We start from the raw sequence: 20,965 nt of genomic DNA on the forward strand, positions 1-20,965 counted from the left end.
ACCTACCGGCCGTGAGCTGGAAAGATGCGCTTGTCGGGGTGCAGCGAGCCGGGCAGCGCGATTTTGATCCACTCATTGTTGTCGGCGACTCCGGCGGTGCGTCCGCTGGAGAACGGGAAGTTGTTGTCGTTCAATACCGCGATCGTTTTCTCGTCCAGGATCACCACGTCCTCGATGGTCTGGAACGGGAAGGTGAAGGTGGTGCCGGAGCCGCCGATCCGGCGCGGGTCGGCGATGTTCATCAGGTCGACGAGCAGGGTCTTGTCGAGCAGGCCGTCCCGGTCACGATCACGGGTGTCGGCGATGTAGAGCCGCTTGATCACCGCGGTGGCACCCTGGCCGCCGTCCCGCTCGATGATCAGGAAACGGTTCCGGTCGATCGCGATGGCGTCGCCGATGGCCAGGTTCGCCGCGCCGAGCCGGTAGACGTACCGCTTGCCGGTGTACTTCCCGGTCCGCGTGTCGAACTCGTTGAGGCGCAGGTCACCGGCAGTATCACCGGTGACCGAGCCTTCCAGCAGCGCGTACAGGTGACGGCCGTCGGGCGACTCGGCCAGGCCCTCGAAGCCCTTGCTGCTGCCCAGGTTGGCGGTGCCGCCGGTACGGGCGGCGGTCTCCGGTGCGGTCACCCCGGGAAGCGGCACGGGCGCCGACAGCAGGCGGCCGGCACGGTCGAAGTGCAGCAGGTACGGGCCGAACTCGTCCCCGATCCAGTAGGTGCCGTCATTGGCCTTGACGATCGACTCGACGTCGAAGTCGGCGCCGGTGAGCACCCGGTCGGCGCGGGTCAGCTTCCACGGGACGTGTCCGTCCGGGTCGGTCAGGTTGATGCCGCCGACCACGTCGACGGTCTTGCGGGCGAACACCGGCGCGAGCCGCTGGACACGCAGCAGGAAGTCGGCGGAGTTGGCCTGGTTGCCGTAGCCGTTGTCGGACAGCACGTCGAAGGTGCCGTCGCCGTTGTCCGCGATCCCGGAGAAGCCCTGGATCGGCTGGTCGGCGAAGGGCACCGCGAAACCGTTGGTGTTGCCGGTGACGAGCGTGCCGGACGGCTCGCTGCCGGCCACGAACGTCGCCGCCGGCAGGGAGGCGAATCCGGCCAGCGTCGGCGTGGTGACGCGGTCACCGCCGGCCTGGGCCGCGCCGGTCAGCGTGAGGGTCAGCGCCAGGGCCAGCGATCCGCTGTAGACGATCTTTCGCATGGGGCCGGACCTTAGGGATCGCGGGTGAACCGAGGACGACGGTCCGGTGGCGTACGGCCGTCAAGCTCTCACCCGCTTGGAACGAGTGGGGGCCGCGTCGTGACGCGGCAGGGACAGCGGGTCGGGCAGGTCGTGCACGGCGCTGAGCCCGTCGGCGTGCCGGTTCAGGCGGCCCTCGGCGACCAGATCGGCGATCAGGCCGGTGAGCCGGGCGTCCAGTTCGGTGGATCGCCGCGACGACCAGCCGTACAGCCGCCCGGTGGCGGTGAGCAGCCCGTCCACGTCGGTTGCCCCCGCGTCGGCGACCAGGTGTTCCAGTGCGACCCGGATCTCGGCGTCAGCGATCTGGTCGGCCTTGCGGGCCACGTCCCCGGACCGGAGCCGGACCGTCGGGACGAGTTGGCCGGGGTCGCCGAGGAAGTCGTCCTCCCAGGTCACGTCGCCCTTGGCGGCCAGTGCCTCGATGGCCGCGCCGATGGCGGCTCGGGCCTGCCTGGTGATCCGGGCGAGCGCCCACGTCTCCCGCATCCGTTGCAGGGCGATGCTGACGTGCACGGGGCCCTCGACCGCGGCGATCCGGCGGATCGCGTCCGCGATCCGCTTGCGGCTCTCCGGGTCGGCGAGACTCGCACCGTCGGGCAGGGGCGCCAGTTTGGCTTTCCGGTACGGCTGCGCCCACTCCTGCGGACCGGGCGCGGCCGTCTTCTTCGGCCTGGTCCGGGTGCTCTTGCGGACCGGCGCCGCCGTCCCGGCGGGCACGGCCTCCGGCACCGGCTCCTCGGCCCGCACCGGCTCCTCGGCCCGCACCGGCGGCGGCTCGACGGTGAACTCCGGTGACACGAAGACCGGCTGCGCGATCGGCAGCCCCTGGACCGAGGCCGTCTCGGTGCGGCCGGAACCGGCGAGGAACGCGGCGGCCCGCTCGGCCTCGGCACGGTCCACGTCCTCGCGGCTGAGCCGCTCGAAGGTGGCCGGGGTGACCCGCGGTTCCTCGTCGGCGGCCGCGACCGGTTCGGGCCGCTCGACCCTCTCGAACACCGCGGGCGTGACCCGCGGCCCGGCCTCCTCGCCGGTCCGGATCTCCGCGTCGGCGCCGGCCCGCGTCACCGTCTCGAAGACCGCCGGGCGTACCCGCGGCTCCTCGATCTCCGCCTCCGGGACCGTGTACGGGCGGCTGACCCGCTCGAACACGGCCGGGGTGACCTCCGCCTCGAACGGCTCCAGCTCCGGGTCGATCAGCGCGCTTCCGGCCGCGAGCGTGGTCAGCTCCTCGGTGACGTGTTGTTCCATGTCCTCCACGCCGGCCAGATAGGCCTCCGTCTCGTCCTCCACGACGGCCTGGTCGACCACGGGCTCGGGCTCGTCGTCGAGGCCGGCCATCGCGTCGACCGGAGCGAACTCCTCAGCCGGATCCCCAGCCGATTCCCCGGCCAACTCCTCGACCGATTCCCCGGCCACGTCCTCGACCGGTGGGCCGGCCTCGGCGACCACTTCGGCCTCGGTGACCACCTCGGCCTCCACGGCGACCATGGGTTCCACGGTTGCCACGGTGGCGTACCCCTCCTCGGTCTGCACCAGGGGGAGCGGCTCGCGGCGCGCGTCCGCGGCCCCGTCGAGCTCGGCCGCCTGTTCCTCGGGCGGGAACTCGGCGATCGCCTCCTCGATGGCGGCACGCAGCCGCTGTTCCTCGTGCTCGCGGTCCAGGTACCAGGCGGTGCCCCAGATCCGGTGCAGTTTCCAGCCGAGGCTCTCGAGCACCTGCTCGCGCAACCGGTCCCGGTCGCGGGCGGCGGGCGCCGAGTCGTACGTGGTGCCGTCGCACTCGATGCCGAGCGCGAACGGCGCGTTGCGCCGGGCCGAGCGGCGCACCGCCAGGTCGATCCGGAAAGCGCCGGTACCGACCCGGGTACGCACCCGGTAGCCCCAGCCCCGGACGACGTCACGGACCGAGTCCTCGAACGGGGTCTGCCCCTCCGGGCGGGCGTCGTCGAGCCCGAGCGCCGCCTCGCCGCGGGTCGCGTAGTCCAGATATGCGGCGAGCGGGCGCAGGTCCTCGCTGTCCGGCAGGTCCCGGGTACGTACCCCGGAGATGACCTCGATCCGGCGCGACGCCCGGGTGGTGGCGACGTTCAGCCGCCGCCAGCCGTCCGTCCCGCCCAGACGGCCGAATGCCTCGCCGATCGCGAACAGGATCACATCGCGTTCGTCGCCCTGCACGCTGTCCAGGTCCTTGACGAAGAAGCCGTGCAGCCGGTCGTCGTCGGGCGGCACCACCATGTCGGCGACCGTGGCCTCGATCCGTTCGGCCAGCTCGACGGTGCCGGCGATGACGCCGAGGCTGAGGTCGGGGCGGGTGACGAAGTGGTGGGCCACCCGGCCGGCGACCAGGTCGGCGATCCCGGCGTCACCGTTCTCCGGATCGGCCGTGAACAGCTGCACCCCGGCGTCCGGCCCGGCCGGACCGGCGGGCGGGAACGTGTTGAGCCGGCCCTGGTAGAAGGTGTGGTTCGCGAACGCGATCAGCGACTCGTGCCGGCTGCGGTAGTGGGTGTTCAGGTCGAGCACCGGGAACGCCTCGCAGCCGATCGCCAGGTCCAGGACGGACCGGCCGGCGCCCGGCGTGGGCAGGGCGGTGAGCTGCCGGTCGTCACCGACGACGACGAGCGACGCGCCGCGGTAGATGCAGGTGATCGCGTCCGGGACCGGTACCCGGGACGCCTCGTCGATGATCACCACGTCGAAGGTGAGGTCAGCCGGCACGAGCCGGCTGACGTCGGCGGGGACGGTCAGGAAACAGGGCTTGACCGCGAGAGTTGCGTGCCGGGTCTGCCCGATCAGGTCGCGCACCGGCAGGCGGCGGCCCTGCTGGGCGGCCGACGCGCGGAGCAGCGCGGCCTCGGCGGCGGCGGTTCCGGTGGGCTGCATCTCGTCGACGGCGTTCATCACGTCGGCGATCGCGGCCCGCTGGAGCCGGGTGTCCCAGAGCCGGAACTCACTCACGAGGCGGTCGCGGGCCGCGGCGTCCAGCGGAGGGAGCCGGTCGTCCTCGCGGATCACGGTGTCCGCCCAGGACTGGAACAGGGCCCGGCCCAAGACCGGCAGGATCTGCTCGACCGGGATGTCCTCGTGGGCACAGAAGTCGACGACGGCGTCCAGTCCGTGCTCGGTGAGCACCTCGCGGGCGGCCTGGTACTCGAACCACTCCTGCTGGCCCCCGCCGTCGGAGAGCAGCGCCCCGATGAGTTCACGGGCGTGTTCGTAGTCGTCGAGCGCCGAGGTCAGCTGGGCGTGCCGGCGGGGTGCGAAGGCGCGTAGGATCCAGTCGCGGGCGGCCTGCCATTCGGCGACCCGGGACGGCAGCGCGTCGCTGGGCCGGGACCGGCCGAGCGCCTCGACCTGTGCGGGGGTGAGCGCGGTGTCCACGCCGACCCGGATCCGCCGGGCCTCCGAGGTCCACGCCATCGCGGTGGCCAGGGCCTCCACATCGGTCTGGGTGCCGCGGTACGCCGGACCCAGCACCCGGGCGTACTCGTTCGCGTTGGCCGACAGTGCCGAGGCGGCGTCGGCGGCGCTCTCCCGCAGCAGCCCGATCGCGGCCGACTCGGCGAGTGTGAAGTCGCGCCCCGCCGCCACGCTGTACGCCTGGACTAGCTCGGCGGTGGCGGTGAGCGGCTCGACGTGGGCCCGCAGCCAGGTGACCGCGTCGTGGATGGGCCCGGCCGCCAGTTGCGGCCGCGGGGCCGGTTCGGGGGTCGGCCGCAGGGCGGCGGTCCAGCGGTCGAACTCCTTGCGGGCCTCCGTGACGATCCGGATGATCGCGCTGTTCGGGGTGGAGGCACTGACCCTTTCGATGACCGCGGGCAGGGCCTCCGGCGGGGTCACCCGCATCACCTCCTCGGCGGTGCCGAGCGCGTTGCGGATCGCGTCGAAATCGGTGTCCAGGCGGTTCCAGTGGCGGCCGAGGATCCGGGCGTACTCGCGTTCGGCCTCGTCGAGCTCGGTGAGCGCCTTCTTCCAGGCGGCCGCGGCGGCCAGGTTGGCCACCGCCTGCTTGCGCTTCACGTCCGGCCGGGCGATCTCGGCGGCCGCCTTCTTGTCCCGCCGGTACGGTGCCCCGAGTTTGCGCAGCCCCTTGTGCACGGTGGCGAACCGTTCGGCAAGTTCGTCCACCGGGTGGTTCAGCGCACCCTCGTTGAAGTGCTCGCGTGCCCTCGCCTCGGCGGTGCGCACCACCTCGACGGCCCGCTGCAGCATCCGGGAGGCGGTGTGCGCGGCGGCCATCCCGGCCGGGTCGAACCAGCCGGCCTCCGGCTTGTCGGGCCGTGACAGCAGGTCGACGATGGCCACCACCCGGCCGATGTCGGAGAACGCGACCACGTTGGGCAGGCCGAGCCGGGCGGTGACCCGGTCCAGGCTGTGCTGGTGCTGCTCGAGCCGGTCGGCCTCGTCGGCGAAGCGCCGGGCCAGCCCGCGGGCCTGCGCCGCGGTGAGCGGCAGCAGCTCGACCGGCGGCGGGTCGAGGTGCGCGAGGCTGGGTACGATCGGCAACTTGCCCGGGGTCGGCAGCGCCGACCAGGTGACCCCGGCCCGCGACCGGACCGCGTCCTCGGCCTGATGCAGCGACTTGAGGTGGCGCAGCAGGCCCTCGGCGGCGCGGGCGACGGGTTCCAGGCTGTCCAGGGTGAGCCACTCGTCGGCGGCCTCGGGCGGGCGGCGGGCGGCGTGCCCGATCAGGGTGGTCAGCGCGATCGTGTCGGCCAGGTGCCGGGCCTGGAACGCGGCGGCGAGCGGGTCCGCCCCGGCCGCCTCGGCGAGGTTCTCCAGGGCGGCCTGGGCCTGGTGCAGACGTGCGTCGAGACGGTTGCGGTCGATCACGTCACGCCACAGGAAGGTGTCACCGGCCAGTGCCGGGCGCCAGGCGCGGCCGAGGCGTTCGGCGGCGTCGCGCACCTTCTGCAGTGACCGGGTGGTCAGCGGGACGGGCAGCACCGCCGGGACCGGGGCGGCCGGCACGTCGGTCATCTGCGCGCACATGCCGAGTACGTCGTGCAGGCGGTGGCCGAGCGGTTCCCGGACCTCGTTCATCGCCTCGGCGTACGCGTTGAGCCGTTCCCGGTGCTCGCGCAGCTCCTGCCGTTCGTCGGTGGAGAGTCCGGGCGGCGGTAGCGGGATGAAGTCGAGGGCGGCCGCCAGGGTGGCCGCCACGTAGTCGCGCCCGGTCCGGTCGCTGTGCAGTTCGAGCAGGTAGTCGTCGAGTCCGGCGTGGGCCAGCCGGTCCTTGACCACGTCGAGGGAGGCCGCCTTCTCGGAGACGAGCAGCACCCGTTTCCCGGTGAACATGAGCGCGGCGATCATGTTGGCGACGGTCTGCGACTTGCCGGTGCCGGGCGCGCCGCGCAGCACGAAGCTGCGCCCGGCGATCGCGGCCGCCACGCAGGACCGCTGGGCCGCGTCGGCGTCGAGGACGAGCGGGATGTCGTCGGGTGAGGCGACGTCGTCGATGCGGCGGGCCTGGATCGGCTCGAACTTGAACGCGTCGATCTGCGATCGGGCCTCGGTGGCCAGGGCCCGCACGACCGGGTGGGCGAGGATCTGCCGCTCGTTGTCGACCAGGTCGTGGTAGACGACCTCACGGTGGACGGTGAACCGGGACAGCAGGATCGCCTCGTCGCTACGCCATTCCGGGTGGTCTCCGATGGCGGCGTCCAGCCGGGCCCAGAACACGGTGACGTCCAGTCCGGTCAGGCTCTCCACGGCGGGCAGTTCGATGCCGTACTGCCGGAGTCGTACCGCGAGGGCCGGGTTGACCAGCGGGTCGTCGGGCCTGGCCCGCAGCCGCGGATAGTCGAGCGGGTCCGAGTCGACCAGGTCGACCGGCAGCAGCAGGATCGGGCTGGCGTACTCCTGCGCGTCGTCCTTCCAGTGCAGGGTGCCGAGTGCGAGGTAGAGCGCCGAGATGCCGTACTCGAGCTGGTCGCGGTGGTCGGTGCGGCGCAGGGCGCGCAGCGTGGCATCCATCTCGTCGTCGGTCATGTGGGTCTGGAAGACGCTCGTGGTGCGCGGGCGCGGACCCTCGGCCTGTTCCTCGACGCCGAGGAAACCGCACTCGCGGCCCTGCTGGAGCGCCTCGAGGACACCGCGCGGCGACGGGCTGTCGATGGCGACGACACCGGGGCCCCAGGGATCCACATGGATGAGCGGGTTGGTGGCGGTGAGGTCGAGCAGACCGGCACGCCAGGATTCGAGCACTCCCCGGACACGCGCGTCCGGTCGCCCGGTCAACCCGTCAGCTTCATCCCACCGCATGCGCCCATTCCAGCAAGGCGAGGTGGGTCGCCGTGCCGTTTTTCCCGGTTAATCCGACGTATCCAACCCGGAAAAGCGACAAGTAGGCTCAGACCACCCCTCCCGGGGAGATCCAGGCCGATTGGGCTTCAGTCCCAGACGGGCACCCACCACTGCCAGCCGGCCGGTGCGAGCGGCCAGGCCGGGTCGGGCCGCCAGCCGTCCGGCGGGTACCAGCCGTCCGGCGGGGTGGGCCAGCCCGGGGGGACCACGAACTTGATCCCGGTCGGGGCCGGCGGGATGGGCGCGTGCAGATTGCCCTCGCCCGGAGCGGGCGAGACCGGGGCGATGCCGCCCAGGGCACCGGAGTTCGCCTTCACCACCGCGGCGAGCGCCGGGATGACCGTGGTCTCCGTGATCTGCTGCTGTTCGCGCACGTCGCCGGCGGCACGGTGCGCGGCCCCGTCGGTCTGCCGGACCGGCACGGTGGCCGGCGGCTGGAACCGGGAACCGGCGTAGGACGTGTCCGGACCACCGGTGTTCCACCCCGGCGAGACGGGGGTGGCACGGGTCGCGCCGCCACTGCTGGAGTTCCAGGCCGGGGACACCGGGGCGGTACGGGACGCGCCCCCACTGCCGGTGTTCCAGGCCGGGGAGACGGGGGCCGCGCCGGCCGGGGAGACCGGCGTCACCGGCAGCGCCGGCGGCGGCAGGGGCGGCACCGCGGGCATCGCCGACGGGGGCGAGGCCCAGCTCGGCAGCGCGTCGGCCGCGGTCATCCAGTTCGGCACCAGGCCGCTGGAAGCGGGTCCGCCGGTCATCAGGCCGCCGGGCATGCTCATGCCGGGTACCGCCGAGGCACCGGAGGACGCCGGTGCGGGCGAGACCGGCGTCGATACGGGAAGCGGGTTCGTGCCCGGCGTGGCCGGTCCCGTGCTGGCCACGCCGGGGGTGGGGACGGCCGCCGTGCCACGGCCCGCGGACTGCTGCGCGGGCCCGGGCTGCCAGCTCTCCGGCAGGTCCTGGACGCGGGCGACGTACAGCATCACCTCGCTCTTTCCGCTGTTGCCCTTGACGAGGGCACGGGCCGCGGTGATCGCCCCCTGTTCGGCCAGGTGCCGCAGGACCGGCTGCAGTTCGCCGCTCATCTTCGGGCTCAGGTCACCGACTCGGGCGTCGTCGATGCGCACCTCGACGAGGTGGTCGGCGGTCTCGTGCAGCGTCACGTAGGCCCAGCACTCGCCCTCCGGGCGCAGCATCGGGAACAGCGCCTGGAGGCCCTGCTGCTGACCGACGACCTGCACAGCCGAGCCCGCGGGCAGCAGGCGGTGCTCCCGGGCCGGCGGCGAGTTCGCCGGGACCAGCAGATGCGGCTCGGCGAGGTCGAGCCGGATGGTGCAGTCGAAGGCGGCCGGGCGGCCGTCGGCGGCACCCCACTCCCGGCCGGTGATCCGGGCGTTGACCTCGGGAAGCAGGCCACGGGAGGTGAGCGCGGTGAGGACGGTGACGTACCGGGCGGCCTCGGGCCGGGGCAGGTGTCCGAGCAGGCTCCCGCCCGCCCAGACCCCGACGGCGTTGCGGTCGTGCCGGTTGTTGCGGTCGGGTATGAGCTGGACGGTTACGGTTATGTCGGTTCCGCGCGGGTCGAAGTCGCTGCCGAAGAGAGCACGTATCGCCTTCGCATAGTGCGTCTCGCCGACCACCTCGGCACTTGCCCAGCCCGCTTGCCCCCAGAGGGGGAACCGATTCGCCACACGGGAACGCTAGTGTCTGCTTTCCGTCAGTCACCTCACCCGTACGGACGAGTGCGATCAACCGTACGTTCCGTATCCGGTTGGCTCGGGAGAGCGACTGAATTACCGTTCAGTACCAGGAGATACCCGGCGACCAGGGTGAAACCGGTCGCCGGTTCCCTTAATTCCTGGTTAACCGACCTTGACCACCATCTTGCCGGTGTTCTCGCCGCGCAGCAGGCCGAGGAAGGCCTCCGGCGCGTTCTCCAGACCCTCGACCACGGTCTCCCGCGCGGTGAGCCGCCCGGCGCGCAGCCAGCCGCCCACCTCGTCGATGAACTCCGGCATCCGGTGCGAGTGGTTACCGACCAGGAAGCCGCGCAGGTTGATCTCCTTGCCGATCATGCTGGCCAGGTTGCGCGGCGCGGCCGGCGGCGTGACGTCGTTGTACTGGGCGATGGCTCCGCACATCGCGATCCGCCCGTACTTGTTCATCGTGCTGATCGCCGCCTCCAGGTGGTCGCCTCCGACGTTGTCGAAGTAGACGTCGACACCGTCCGGCGCGGCGGCCTTGAGCTGCTCGCGGACCGGTGCGTCCTTGTAGTCGAAGGCGGCGTCGAAGCCGAGGTCGTCGATCAGGTGCCGGACCTTCTCCGCCGAGCCGGCGCTGCCGATCACCCGCTTCGCCCCGCGGAGCCGGGCGATCTGGCCGGCGACGCTGCCCACGGCGCCCGCCGCGCCGGAGACGAACACGGTGTCGCCCTCGCGGAACTGTGCGATGTCCAGCAGACCGACGTACGCGGTGAGCCCGGTCATGCCGAGCAGGCCGAGGTACGCCGAGAGTGTCGGCGCGGCGGCCGGGTCGACGACCCGCACCCGTCCGGCGTCGGCCACCGCGTACTCCCGCCAGCCGAGGTTGTGCACCACGAACGAGCCGGCCGGAACCGCCTCGCTGCCGGACTCGACGACCTCACCGACCGCCCCGCCGTCGAGCGGCTCACCGATCCGGAACGGCGGCATGTAGGACTTCACGTCGTTCATCCGGCCCCGCATGTACGGGTCCACGGACATGTAGACGTTGCGGATCAGCACCTGGCCGGGACCGGGCTCGGGAACCGGTGACTCGGCGATCTCGAAGGTCTCGGCGGTCGGCCAGCCGACGGGACGGGCGGCGAGGCGGATCTCTCTCATCGATTCTCCACACGTTCAGGGGACAGTGCGTCGTTGCTACTCGACAGTACGTTGAAAAAGTCGACACCGCGTTAATCTGTCCGGATGAGCATTCCTCCCGGCCGGCGCCGTGGCCCCAGCAAGGGAGACCGCCGCGAGCAGGCGATCTTGGAGACCGCCCGGGCCCTGCTCGCCCGCAAGCCGCTCGCCGACATCACGATCGACGAGCTGGCGGCCGGCGCCGAGATCTCGCGGTCGAGCTTCTACTTCTACTTCGACTCCAAGTTGTCGGTCGTGGTCGCGCTGCTGCACGGCATCACCGGAGAGCTCGGCCGGGACGCCGGCCCGTGGCTGGACGGCACCGGACCGGACGCGGACGCGCTGCGCAAGGCACTGACCGGCCTCGCCGTGCTCTGGCGCGATCAGGGCCGCCTGCTGGCCGGCGCGCTGGCCGCGGCCCCCGGCTGCCCGCCGCTCGCGCGGTGGCGCGAGGATCTGCGGTCGGCACACGTGAACCGGCTCGCCGCCCGCATCGAACGCGACCGGGTGGCCGGCCTCGCCCCGGACGGCCCGGCGCCACGGGTGCTCGCCGGCCTGATCGACGATCTGCGCACCGCCGCCCTGAACGGCAGCACCGACCCGGAGGCACTGGTGGACGACCTGGTCACGGTCGAGTTGCGGATGATCTACGGCGATTTCAGCGATCACCACCCGGCCGAGTGAATCCGGGCGCACCCTTGGTGCATGCGTATCGGTGTCATTGGAGCAGGTCAGCTCGGCGGCACACTGGCCAGGTGGTGCGTCGAGAGCGGGCACGACGTCGCGGTCACCTCGCGGCATCCGGAGCGCCTGCGTACGGAGTTCGCGATGGGCGGCCCGCCGCTGCGGGTGATGTCGATCCCGGAGGCGGCGTCCTTCGGCGACGTGGTCATCTTCAGCCCGAACTGGTCGTCCGCGCATGAGGCGATCGAGATGACCCGCGGCGTGATCGCCGACAAGGTCATGATCGACGCGACCAACCCGGACGTCCCCGACGACATCTCGGGCCTGGAGACGCTGATCGACTGGGCGCCCGAGGCGCACTGGGCGAAGGCGTTCAACACGGTGCCGACCGAGGTACTGAGCCGGCGGCGCGGACACGACCCGCTGCTCGCCGAGTACGTCTGCACCGACCAGCGCGACGCCCGGGAGGCCACTTCCCGGATCATCCGCGATCTGGGCTTCGCGCCGGTCTACGCCGGTGGGCCGCACGCCGCCCTGCTGACCGAGACCGGCGGGCCGCTGCAGATGCGCGAGGTGGACGTGAAGGACGCCACCGACGTGCTCGCCGAGGCGCTCACCGTGCTGCACTGAGTCGCTCGACGACGGTCCCGGTGACCGGGTCCGGTCAGCGCGTCTGCCGGGTCAGGAGCGTGACGGGATCGGGGCCGGGGCGTTCCAGCACCGACGTCGCGCCGGCGGGCGAGTTCTCCGGCGTGAGCCGGCGCCGCAGCCACGCGGCGTGCGTCCCCCGCGTGGAGGGTTCCTGGGACGTCCCGATGCTGATGGTCAAGGCTGCCTCCGTGGGTCTCGCGGTTGCGGGAACCTCTCTATCGGCCGGCGTCCGCGGGGCTGAAGGATTCCGGCAGGAGCGAGGGCGCGTCCGGACACGTCTGCCGATCCGGATGACCGAAATGCCGATCGGGGTACGAAGCGGGCACGATCCGGGGTAGGAAGAGCGTGACGAGAGGGGCCGCCAGTGCCGGTCATCAGTTCGGAGAAGAACGTCAACGCGTTGACCCTGACCTTCGTCGCCGAGTTCCCGGCGCCGGCCGACCGGGTGTGGCGCGTCTGGGCCGACCCCCGGTCGCTGGAACGCTGGTGGGGACCGCCGACGTGGCCGGCGACCGTCGACCGGTTCGAGTTCGAGCCGGGCGGCGACGTGCGCTACCACATGACCGGTCCGGACGGGACGAAGGCCGGCGGCTGGTGGGTGATCACCGAGGTCGAGGAACCGCACCGGCTGGAGTTCGACGACGGTTTCGCCGACGACACCGGCGAGCCGGTCGACCCGGAGGACGTCACACACGCCATGGTGACGCTCGAGGAGTCCGGTTCCGGCACCCGGATGACGACCGTGACGACGTTCCGCAGCGCCGCACAACTGGAGACCATGGCCGAGATGGGCATGGAGGAGGGCATGCGGCTGGCGATGGGTCAGATCGACGGCATCCTGGCAGAAGGATGAACACCGCACCCAACTATGGCCGGTCGAGGTAGCGTCTGATCATTATGCCGATCTGGTTGGCCCTGCTCGGGATGCTGATCGTCATGGGAGTCACCGCGCTGGTCGTGCACCGCCGGCTCGCCGGCGCGGGCGCCATGCCGGGAGGCTCCGCCGACGGCACGGTTGCCGAGCTCACCGACGCTCTGCGCGAACGCGACGCCGAGCTGGAACGGCTGCGGGCCGAGCTGGCGGCGAAGGCCCAGGCCGCCGAGACCCGGCAGCGTGCGCTCAACCATCAGCTGCGCCGGCGGGCCCGCGAGGCGATCGACGACACCGCCGATGTGATCGGCGGCAAGCTCCAGGACGTGGTGGCGCAGATGGGCTCGGCCCGGGAGTCGGCCGCCGCCACCAACGAGCGGGTCACCATCACCAGCGGCGCGGCGAATGCGCTGGTCCGGCGGGCGCACAGCGCCGAGGAGGCGGCCACCGCGCTGAACACCAGCCTGCGGCAGGTCGCGGGGATCGCCGGCGTGATCTCCGGGATCGCCTCGCAGACCCGGTTGCTGGCGCTGAACGCCACCATCGAGGCGGTCCGGGCGGGTGCCGCCGGCAGCGGGTTCGCGGTGGTCGCCGACGAGGTGAAGAGTCTGGCCGACACCACGGCCGACTCGACCGAGCAGATCACCAGCACGATCGCGACCCTGGAGTCGGACGTGGCGCAGATGGGCCAGACGCTTGCCGCGATCATCTCCGACGTCGGCGAGATCGAGGAGGCGATGCGGCAGCTCGGCGGCATCGCCCACCAGCAGGACGACATCATCGGGCAGCTGCACCGCAGCGTGGACGCGACGATGGCGCAGATCGGCGATCTCTCCGATGTGGCCGAGCGGCTGGAGCGGCGCCGGCACGACCGGATGCCGGTACGGGGTTCGGCCCGGCTGCAGACCTCGGCACGGCCGACACCGATCGCGGCCGAGATGATGGACCTCAGCTCGGACGGCCTGGGCTGCGTGGTGCCGGCGGGCACCCGGCTTGCGGTCGGTGACCTGGTCCGGGCCGAGTTCGTGCTGGACGGCCTGTCCGGGGCGGCCGACGCGCGGGTGGCCCGGCGGGTGGACCGCGGCCGCGACGTCGAGCTCGGCCTGCAGTTCCAGGGCGTTCCGGACCAGATGCGTGAGGCGGTCGACGGCTACCTGTCCCGTCTGGTGGTGGAGGCCTGAACCCGGCCAGGTGCCCTGAGGGCCTCGCCGAGGATGCCCTCCGCGCACGGAGCGTCGATCTCCTCAGCCGTCCGGGGCGCAAGGGCGGCGCAGGCAGCCTGCCCGTCACCGTCGGCGACCGCCTGCAGGAACTTCCTGGCAGTGTCCTCGGCCTCGTCGCCGGCCGGGGCACAGCCGGCCATCAGCAGGGCCAGCGCCGTGATCATCAGATACCGCACGGGATGCCGGTTTCCCCGCGGGGCCGGATTTCATGCGGGGAAGACGCCCGGCAACTCTTCGGTGAGATAACGCTGCACGGCCGGCCCGATCGCGGCGACCAGCGTGTCGGCCGGTGCGGAGGCCAGCGGCTCCACCTTGACCACGTAGCGGGCCAGCGCCAGGCCGACCAGGTGGCTGGCGGCCAGGGTGACCCGCAGGTGCGCCTCCGCCGGATCGAGGCCGAGCTTGGGCGCCGCCCGGCGGAGGATCTGGGTGATGATGAACTCGCGGAACAGCCTGGCCGTCCATTCGTTGCCGGCCACGGACCGCAGCAGGGCCACCGCGGCCGCGCCGCGTGGCCCGTCCCACATGTTCAGGAAGGCGCGGACGAACCGGGCGCCGATCTCGTCCCGGCTGCCGGCGGTTGCCTCGTTGATCACGTCGACCGGGTCGATCGGCGAGTTCATCGAGGCCAGGAACAGTTTGTCCTTGGTGCCGAAGTAGTGGTGGACCAGCGCCGGGTCGACTCCGGCGCCGGTCGCGATGGCCCGGATCGACGCGCCGTCGAATCCCTTCTCGGCGAACGCACCGCGCGCCGCCGCGAGAATCGCCTCGCGTGTGTCCGGATTGCCGGGCCGTCGTCCGGTCCGTCGCACCATCGATCAAACCCCTTTTGCTGTACGGCCTAAGCGGTCCTGCGCCGCAGTGTCGCCGCACCGAGGATGAGCGCCACCACGACCGCGCCCACCACGACGGTGAGGTCACGCCACATGATGCCCGTAGGCTCCGCATGCACGCCCACCTCGGTCAGCGCCTCCACGGAGTAGGACATGGGCAGCACGTTACTGATCGCCTGCAGCCACCCGGCCATGTCCTCGCGCGGCACGAAGAGTCCGCACAGTAGCAGCTGGGGCGCCACCACCAGCGGCATGAACTGCACCGCCTGGAACTCGGTGCGGGCGAACGCGCTGCACAGCAGGCCGAGCGCGACCCCGAGGACGGCGTTGGCGACCGCGATCAGGATGACCAGGCCGACGCTGCCGGCCGTGTCCATGCCCAGCGCCCAGTAGGCGAAGCCACCCGCCACCGCGGCCTGGGCGGTGGCGGCCAGCCCGAACGCGATGCCGTACCCGAACAGCAGGTCGAGTTTGCCGACCGGGGTGGTGAAGAGCCGTTCCAGGGTGCCGGAGGTGCGTTCCCGGAGCATGGCGATGCTGGTGATCAGGAACATCACGATGAACGGGAAGACGCCGAGCATGGTCAGGGCGACCCGGTCGAAGACGCGGGGCTGGCCCTCGTACATGAAGTAGATGAGGGTGATCAGCAGCGTCGGCACCACGATGATGAGCGCGATGGTCCGCGGGTCGTGCCGCAGCTGGGTGAGGATCCGCCGGACCGTGCTGAGCAGAATCATCGGACCGCCACCTGCTCGTTGTCCCGGATCAGCTTGAGGAACGCCTGGTCGAGGTCGTCGGTGCCGGCCCGGCGCTTCACCGCAGCCGGGGTGTCGTCGGCGATCAGCAGGCCCTCCCGGATGAGCAGGAGCCGGTCGCAGCGGTTCGCCTCGTCCATCACGTGGCTCGAGACCAGCACCGTGGTGCCGTCCGCGGCCAGGCCGCGGAAGTGGTCCCAGAGCTCGTCGCGCAGCACCGGGTCCTGGCCGACGGTCGGCTCGTCGAGGACCAGCACCTCGGGCCGGCTGATGATCGCGCAGGCCAGCGAGGCCCGGCTGCGCTGGCCACCGGACAGGTTCGTCACCAGCTGGCCGGCGTGAGCGGCCAGGCCCACGGAGGCGACGGCGGCGTCTGCCTCGGCGGCACCCAGCCGGTAGAGGGAGGCGAAGTAGCGCGCGTTCTCCCGGACGGTCAGGTCGGCGTAGACGCTGGGTGCCTGGGTGACGTAGCCGATCCGGCTGCGCAGCGCCGCCGACCCGGCCGGGTGCCCGAGCACGGTCACGGTGCCCGCGGCGACGGTCTGCACGCCGACGATCGCGCGCATCAGCGTGGTCTTGCCGCTGCCACTGGGGCCGAGCAGACCGGTGACGCTGCCGCGCGGTATGACGCACGTGAAGCCGTCGAGGACGGTTCGCCTCCCCCGCCTCACCACGAGGTCGCGGACCTCGATCGCGGTTTCCATGGTTCCTCCCGGTAATTCATCAAGTGTTGAACTCAACGCTAGATGAATTACCGACGGTGGAGCAAGGACGTAACTCAACACATGATGAAATTTCCCACGTCCTCGTCGGTGAGCTGCTCGAAGTCGTCGTACCAGCGGCCCACGGCGACGAACGGGTCGGGCGCGCTCAGGCAGACCACCTCGTCGGCCTCGGCGGCCAGGGCGTCCCGGGCCTGCGGCGCGCAGACCGGTGCGGCCAGGATCAGCCGGGCCGGGTCCTGCCCGCGCACCCAGCACAGCGCCGCGTGCGCGGTCACCCCGGTCGCCAGCCCGTCGTCGATCACGATCACCGTCCGGCCGGCCGGTGCCGGGGCCGGCCGGTCACCCCGGTACCGCCGGATCCGGCGCCGCAGCTCCACGCGCTCGGCGCTCAGCACCCCGGCCACACCGTCCTCGGACACCCCGGCGTACCGCAGGTTGTCCTGGTCGAAGACGGGCGGCCCGTCCTCGGCGATCGCGCCCACACCGAACTCGGGATGTCCCGGCGCCCCGATCTTGCGGACCACCACGATGTCCAGCTCACCGCCCAGCCGCTCGGCCACCGGCCCGGCGACGGGCAGGCCGCCGCGCGGCAGTGCCAGGATCAGCGGGTGCTTACCGGTCACCGTGGCCGCGAGGCGTTCGGCGAGCGCGCGACCGGCCTCGGCACGGTTCGCGAAGATCATCGCGGTTCACCTCGCCATCGCCGCGGACAGGTGCGAGGTGAACCACTCCCCCGCCTGCCCGGCCACCGTGTCGAGCGCGCCCGGCTCCTCGAACAGATGCGTGGCGCCCGGCACGATCCGCAGCTCGGCGCGGATCCGCATGGTGCTGCGGGCCGCCTCGTTCAGTTCCAGCACCTGCGGATCCCGCTCACCGACGATCAGCAGCGTCGGCGCGCGGACCTCCAGCACGGCGGGGCCGGCCAGGTCCGGGCGGCCGCCCCGCGACACCACGGCATGCACCACCTCCGGCCGCTCGGCCGCCGCCACCAGCGCCGCACCGCCGCCGGTGCTCGCCCCGAACAGGCCGATCGGCAGGGCCGCCGTCTGCGGCTGGATCAGCAGCCAGTCGATCATCCCGATCAGGCGGTCGGACAGCAGCCCGATGTCGAATCGCAGCTCACCGGTACGCGCGTCGCGTACCTCCTCCTCCGGGGTGAGCAGGTCGGCGAGCAGCGTCGCCAGCCCGCGCCGGTTCAGTTCGGCGGCCACCGCCCGGTTCCGCGGGCTGTGCCGGGAACTGCCGCTGCCGTGGGCGAACAGCACCATCCCGATGGCGTGCTCGGGGAGAGTCAGGTCACCGGTGAGGCTCAGCCGGCCGACGCCGATCCGTTCCTCGGTCATCCACGTCGTCATGGTCCGTCCCTTCTCGTCCGTAACAGGCGTCCGGGGAGACGGCTTCACTCCTTGCCGGATACCCGGTGCAGACCCCGAAAACCCCTCAGCAGCACCCGTCCGGCACCGATCTGGAGGACATCGCATGTTCCACGGCCGGAGGTCGAGCCGCCTATGTCCATTCCGCGGTTGAACCCGTACCGCTCAGCCCTCTCGATGCCCGTCACCGCCGCTCGCCCGGCGGCCCGGGACCGCAACCAGGCCGCCCGCGAGGACGCGGCCTCGCTCACCGAACGTGATCGGGCGCTGATCTACCAGGCCACCGGCCAGCGCATCCGGCCCGGCGAGCCGAACGCCGGCTGGATCAACCAGCTGGCCGCGGCGATCGCCGCCGATCGGGCCACCGGGCGCCTCGCGCCGAACCAGGAGATCACCGCCGTCTACCTGAAGGACCTCTTCCGCCGGTACGACCAGAACCCCACCGGGCGCAACCCGATCGCGGGCTATCTCGAACCGGCTCTGCGTCACCTGGAGCAGAGCGGCGCGGGCGGCGGCCGCCTCGACGTGACGGCCTGACGCCGGCGTCAGCCGCGCTGGGTGCGTTCGACCAGGGCGGCGGCCACGTCCCGCAGCTTGCGGTTGGTGTCCTGAGAGACCTTCGTGAGGATGGCGAACGCCTCGTCGGCGGTGCAGCGCCGCTCACCCATGATGATGCCCTTGGCCTGCTCGATCACCGCGCGGCTCTCCATCGCGGCCTGCATGTGCTGGGCCAGGGAGGCCGTGGTGTCGTAGAGCTGGGCGTTGGCGAGCGCGACCGCGGCGTACCGCACGAAGGTCTGCGCCAGCGTCACCGCCCCGGCGTCGAAGGCGTGCGCCCGGCCGCCGTAGACGTTCAGGGCGCCGCTCACCGCATCGCCGACCGGCAGGCTCAGCGACAGCACACTGCCCATCCCGGCCCGGGCCGCCTCGGCACCCCAGCCGCCCCAGCGGTCGTCGGCCGCGGTGTCCGGCACCTCGACCGTGGTCCTCTCCGCGGCCGCCTGCAGGCACGGGCCGGCACCCCGCTCGTACTGCAGCTCGTCGAGCCGCAGCGAGGTCTCGCCGGTCCGCGCCACGGTGGCCGCGCCCCGCTCCCGCAGCAGGGTGATCGACACCTGCGCGGCGCCGGGCAGCGTGCGCCGCGCCAGATCGGCCACATGGTCGAACACACCGTCGAGGTCGGTTTCACCCAGTTTTATTCGACCGAACGCCACGAAAGCGGCAGCGGCGTCGGTCGGGTCGTACGCCATCAACGTCAGAGGATCCCCGCAGCGGTACACGAACCGCCCCAGGCGGCCGTGTCTGTCGATCGTTGTCGCTGCCCGGGGGCCGGAGAGGCCCTCGGACCCGCGCCGCTGCTTGACGCTGGTGCGCCGGTGTCGTCGGTGACTGACTCCGGCCGCAGGATGCCGATATTACCGAACCGGTCACCGGGAGATGGGGAGCACCCGGTCCGGCCCCGCGGGTACATCGTCGTCCCGCGGGCCGGGCGTACGAGGTCAGCACCCTTGACACCATATTTGTGATCGTTAACATAGCGGCAACACGTGAGTCGCCGGCCGTTCTTCCCCACCGTCCCGGACGGAGCGCCGCGCCCCTGCCCACCGGCGGGTCAAGCTCACCCCGCGTTCCTTTCCCCGGAGGGACTGCCATGTCTCTTGCACGCCTCAGATCCGCCGCAGCCGTCCTGCTCCTGCTGCTCACGATCGCCGTCGCCGTCGAGACCCGCTCGGCCGCACCGGCCCGTGCCGCCGCCACGTTCACGAACCCGGTCGCGGCCGCGCCCTACGGCGCCGACCCCTGGCTCGGCCACTACAACGGCTACTACTACCTGGCGGCGACGACCTGGAACAACCAGATCGTGATCAAGCGGGCCACCTCGGTCGCGGCCCTGCCCGGCGCGACCGAGAACGTCATCTTCACCGGGACGGCCACCGCGAGCTGCTGCAACGTGTGGGCGCCGTCGATGCACCGGCTCAACGGCCCGAACGGGTACCGCTGGTACTTCTACTATTCGGCCGGCACCGCGGCCTGCTGCGACGGCCAGCGGTCGTTCGTGCTGGAGAGCTCCGGTGACAACCCGCTCGGCCCGTACACGTTCAAGGGTCAGCTCAACGTGCAGGCGAACAACGGCTGGGCCATCGACGGCAGCGTGGCGACGATCGGCGGGAAGAACTACTTCCTCTACTCATCGTGGGTCGGTGACCTGCAGAGCCTGTTCATCGCACCGATGAGCAACCCGTGGACGGTCTCCGCCTACGGCACGCGCATCTCGTACCCCACCTATGACTGGGAGAAGGTCGGCGGCAACACCGAGGAGGGCCCGTACGTGCTGCAGCGCAACGGGAAGACCTTCCTCACGTTCTCCGCGAGCTCCTGCAACACGCCGGACTACAAGATCGGCATGCTGACCCTGACCGGTGCCAACCCGCTCGCCGCGTCGTCGTGGACCAAGAAGAGCACGCCGATCTTCCAGCGCTCCGACGCCAACGGTGTCTACGGCCCCGGCCACCACTCGTTCTTCACCTCACCCGACGGCACCGAGACGTGGATGGCCTACCACGCCAACGAGACCACGGCGCAGGGCTGCGGCGGCACCCGGACCACCCGGATCAAGAAAGTCAACTTCAACAGCGACGACAGCCCCAACCTGGGTACGCCGGACAAGCTCTCGGCCACACTGACGGCCCCGTCGGGTGACCCGGGCGGCACGGTCACGTTCCCGGTCGCCGGCACCAGGTACCGCCTCACCAACCAGGCCAGCGGCAAAGTCCTCGACGCCGTCAACTGCGGTACCGCCAACGGCACCGCGATCGGCCAATGGCAGTCGCTCGGCAACGCCTGCCAGCAGTGGACGTTCACGAGGACGACAAGCAACTACTACCGCATCACCAACGTGAACAGCGGAACCGTCCTCGACTCGGTCAACTGCGGCACCGCCAACGGCACGGCCCTCAACCTGTGGGCCAGTCTCGGGAACGCCTGCCAGGAGTGGAGTCTCACGCCGATCAACGGCGGATACCTGATCGCCAACCGCGGCAACGGTCTGGTCCTCGACGTCACCGACTGTGGCACCGCCAACGGCGTCGCGGTCCGGCAGTGGGCCTCCCTGGGCAACGCCTGCCAGCAGTGGAACATCGCCGCCTGATCCATCCCCGGGCTCCCCGTCACCCGAAGGCGGGAAGCCGACGCGGCGGTACGCGCAGAGGTTGTCCCGTAGCACTCCCGGTTGTCGCCCCGCGGAGCGCACGGGCCGCCCCAACCACGGCCGATCCGTCCCCCGGCTGTCGCCGTACCGCCGCGGATCCGGGCCGGAGCATCCGCTCCGGCCCGGATCCCCCACCCAGACCACGGTGAGAGCCAGCCGGCCAAACCCGGCCGGCAGCCACCGCCGCCTCCCGGGGCTCAAGACCACGGTGAG

Annotated in this window: 18 protein-coding genes; 6 read left to right on the forward strand and 12 right to left on the reverse strand. The window is 71.7% G+C overall.

Annotated features, from left to right (window positions below):
* Nucleotides 1-2: 2 nt before the first annotated feature.
* The 4 genes from AB0G04_RS07740 to AB0G04_RS07755 all read right to left on the reverse strand — a co-directional run bounded on the left by AB0G04_RS07740 (nt 3) and on the right by AB0G04_RS07755 (nt 10,411).
* Nucleotides 3-1,202, reverse strand: a complete 1,200-nt coding sequence (locus AB0G04_RS07740; RefSeq protein WP_360978241.1) for an esterase-like activity of phytase family protein — start codon at nt 1,200-1,202, stop codon at nt 3-5.
* Nucleotides 1,203-1,262: 60 nt separating this feature from the next.
* A complete protein-coding gene (locus tag AB0G04_RS07745) occupies nt 1,263-7,484 on the reverse strand; it encodes a DUF3320 domain-containing protein (protein WP_360978244.1) in 6,222 nt (2,073 codons plus the stop codon).
* 152 nt (nt 7,485-7,636) lie between these two features.
* The gene (locus tag AB0G04_RS07750; protein ID WP_360978247.1) at nt 7,637-9,241 is read right to left on the reverse strand and encodes a hypothetical protein; all 1,605 of its coding nucleotides are present in this window, start codon (nt 9,239-9,241) and stop codon (nt 7,637-7,639) included.
* Between the two features lie 171 nt (nt 9,242-9,412).
* A complete protein-coding gene (locus AB0G04_RS07755) occupies nt 9,413-10,411 on the reverse strand; it encodes an NADP-dependent oxidoreductase (protein ID WP_360978250.1) in 999 nt (332 codons plus the stop codon).
* Between the two features lie 84 nt (nt 10,412-10,495).
* Here AB0G04_RS07755 and AB0G04_RS07760 point away from each other — a divergent pair, with 84 nt between their 5' ends.
* Both AB0G04_RS07760 and AB0G04_RS07765 read left to right on the forward strand, forming a co-directional pair.
* Nucleotides 10,496-11,113: a TetR/AcrR family transcriptional regulator gene (locus AB0G04_RS07760; protein WP_360978253.1), complete on the forward strand. Its 618-nt coding sequence runs from the start codon at nt 10,496-10,498 to the stop codon at nt 11,111-11,113.
* Between the two features lie 21 nt (nt 11,114-11,134).
* The gene (locus AB0G04_RS07765) at nt 11,135-11,743 is read left to right on the forward strand and encodes an NAD(P)-binding domain-containing protein (protein ID WP_360978256.1); all 609 of its coding nucleotides are present in this window, start codon (nt 11,135-11,137) and stop codon (nt 11,741-11,743) included.
* A gap of 34 nt (nt 11,744-11,777) precedes the next feature.
* Here the strand turns inward: AB0G04_RS07765 and AB0G04_RS07770 are convergent, their stop codons facing one another.
* Nucleotides 11,778-11,942, reverse strand: coding sequence for a hypothetical protein (locus AB0G04_RS07770; RefSeq protein ID WP_360978259.1), 165 nt, complete (start codon nt 11,940-11,942; stop codon nt 11,778-11,780).
* 186 nt (nt 11,943-12,128) lie between these two features.
* Between AB0G04_RS07770 and AB0G04_RS07775 the strand changes: the two genes are divergently transcribed.
* Together AB0G04_RS07775 and AB0G04_RS07780 are read left to right on the forward strand one after the other, a co-directional pair.
* Nucleotides 12,129-12,617: an SRPBCC domain-containing protein gene (locus AB0G04_RS07775; RefSeq protein ID WP_360978262.1), complete on the forward strand. Its 489-nt coding sequence runs from the start codon at nt 12,129-12,131 to the stop codon at nt 12,615-12,617.
* Nucleotides 12,618-12,661: 44 nt separating this feature from the next.
* Nucleotides 12,662-13,816 carry a methyl-accepting chemotaxis protein gene (locus tag AB0G04_RS07780; RefSeq protein WP_360978265.1) on the forward strand — a complete coding sequence of 385 codons (1,155 nt, stop codon included), beginning with the start codon at nt 12,662-12,664 and terminating at the stop codon, nt 13,814-13,816.
* Here the strand turns inward: AB0G04_RS07780 and AB0G04_RS07785 are convergent.
* The 6 genes from AB0G04_RS07785 to AB0G04_RS07810 all read right to left on the reverse strand — a co-directional run bounded on the left by AB0G04_RS07785 (nt 13,786) and on the right by AB0G04_RS07810 (nt 17,526).
* Nucleotides 13,786-14,034 carry a hypothetical protein gene (locus AB0G04_RS07785; RefSeq protein WP_360978268.1) on the reverse strand — a complete coding sequence of 83 codons (249 nt, stop codon included), beginning with the start codon at nt 14,032-14,034 and terminating at the stop codon, nt 13,786-13,788. The two genes, AB0G04_RS07780 and AB0G04_RS07785, sit on opposite strands and share 31 nt — an antisense overlap.
* Nucleotides 14,035-14,064: 30 nt before the next feature.
* Nucleotides 14,065-14,673: a TetR family transcriptional regulator gene (locus tag AB0G04_RS07790; protein WP_360978271.1), complete on the reverse strand. Its 609-nt coding sequence runs from the start codon at nt 14,671-14,673 to the stop codon at nt 14,065-14,067.
* Nucleotides 14,674-14,699: 26 nt separating this feature from the next.
* Nucleotides 14,700-15,428, reverse strand: a complete 729-nt coding sequence (locus AB0G04_RS07795; RefSeq protein ID WP_360978274.1) for an ABC transporter permease — start codon at nt 15,426-15,428, stop codon at nt 14,700-14,702.
* Entirely contained in the window at nt 15,425-16,150 is a 726-nt protein-coding gene (locus AB0G04_RS07800; RefSeq protein ID WP_360978277.1) for an ABC transporter ATP-binding protein, read from the reverse strand. The genes AB0G04_RS07795 and AB0G04_RS07800 overlap by 4 nt, the downstream gene beginning before the upstream one ends.
* 74 nt (nt 16,151-16,224) lie before the next feature.
* Nucleotides 16,225-16,854, reverse strand: coding sequence for a phosphoribosyltransferase family protein (locus tag AB0G04_RS07805; RefSeq protein WP_360978280.1), 630 nt, complete (start codon nt 16,852-16,854; stop codon nt 16,225-16,227).
* Between the two features lie 6 nt (nt 16,855-16,860).
* Entirely contained in the window at nt 16,861-17,526 is a 666-nt protein-coding gene (locus AB0G04_RS07810) for an alpha/beta family hydrolase (protein WP_360978283.1), read from the reverse strand.
* A gap of 153 nt (nt 17,527-17,679) precedes the next feature.
* Here AB0G04_RS07810 and AB0G04_RS07815 point away from each other — a divergent pair, with 153 nt between their 5' ends.
* Nucleotides 17,680-18,081: a hypothetical protein gene (locus AB0G04_RS07815; RefSeq protein WP_360978286.1), complete on the forward strand. Its 402-nt coding sequence runs from the start codon at nt 17,680-17,682 to the stop codon at nt 18,079-18,081.
* An 8-nt stretch (nt 18,082-18,089) separates the two neighbouring features.
* Here the strand turns inward: AB0G04_RS07815 and AB0G04_RS07820 are convergent, their stop codons facing one another.
* Complete coding sequence (locus AB0G04_RS07820; protein ID WP_360978289.1) at nt 18,090-18,794, reverse strand: GAF and ANTAR domain-containing protein; 705 nt, start codon at nt 18,792-18,794, stop codon at nt 18,090-18,092.
* Between the two features lie 401 nt (nt 18,795-19,195).
* Here AB0G04_RS07820 and AB0G04_RS07825 point away from each other — a divergent pair, with 401 nt between their 5' ends.
* Nucleotides 19,196-20,692: a family 43 glycosylhydrolase gene (locus tag AB0G04_RS07825; protein WP_360978292.1), complete on the forward strand. Its 1,497-nt coding sequence runs from the start codon at nt 19,196-19,198 to the stop codon at nt 20,690-20,692.
* The last annotated feature ends 273 nt before the right edge of the window (nt 20,693-20,965 follow it).

Origin of the sequence: Actinoplanes sp. NPDC023801, from assembly GCF_040639655.1 — a bacterium.
Classification (GTDB): Bacteria; Actinomycetota; Actinomycetes; order Mycobacteriales; family Micromonosporaceae; genus Actinoplanes.

Bases quoted from the DNA above. Each gene is read 5' to 3' on its own strand.
- AB0G04_RS07740 (WP_360978241.1), bottom strand. From the start codon at position 1,202: ATGCGAAAGATCGTCTACAGCGGATCGCTGGCCCTGGCGCTGACCCTC.
- AB0G04_RS07755 (WP_360978250.1), bottom strand. From the start codon at position 10,411: ATGAGAGAGATCCGCCTCGCCGCCCGTCCCGTCGGCTGGCCGACCGCC.
- AB0G04_RS07760 (WP_360978253.1), top strand. From the start codon at position 10,496: ATGAGCATTCCTCCCGGCCGGCGCCGTGGCCCCAGCAAGGGAGACCGC.
- AB0G04_RS07765 (WP_360978256.1), top strand. From the start codon at position 11,135: ATGCGTATCGGTGTCATTGGAGCAGGTCAGCTCGGCGGCACACTGGCC.
- AB0G04_RS07780 (WP_360978265.1), top strand. From the start codon at position 12,662: ATGCCGATCTGGTTGGCCCTGCTCGGGATGCTGATCGTCATGGGAGTC.
- AB0G04_RS07790 (WP_360978271.1), bottom strand. From the start codon at position 14,673: ATGGTGCGACGGACCGGACGACGGCCCGGCAATCCGGACACACGCGAG.
- AB0G04_RS07795 (WP_360978274.1), bottom strand. From the start codon at position 15,428: ATGATTCTGCTCAGCACGGTCCGGCGGATCCTCACCCAGCTGCGGCAC.
- AB0G04_RS07800 (WP_360978277.1), bottom strand. From the start codon at position 16,150: ATGGAAACCGCGATCGAGGTCCGCGACCTCGTGGTGAGGCGGGGGAGG.
- AB0G04_RS07805 (WP_360978280.1), bottom strand. From the start codon at position 16,854: ATGATCTTCGCGAACCGTGCCGAGGCCGGTCGCGCGCTCGCCGAACGC.
- AB0G04_RS07810 (WP_360978283.1), bottom strand. From the start codon at position 17,526: ATGACGACGTGGATGACCGAGGAACGGATCGGCGTCGGCCGGCTGAGC.
- AB0G04_RS07815 (WP_360978286.1), top strand. From the start codon at position 17,680: ATGTCCATTCCGCGGTTGAACCCGTACCGCTCAGCCCTCTCGATGCCC.
- AB0G04_RS07820 (WP_360978289.1), bottom strand. From the start codon at position 18,794: ATGGCGTACGACCCGACCGACGCCGCTGCCGCTTTCGTGGCGTTCGGT.
- AB0G04_RS07825 (WP_360978292.1), top strand. From the start codon at position 19,196: ATGTCTCTTGCACGCCTCAGATCCGCCGCAGCCGTCCTGCTCCTGCTG.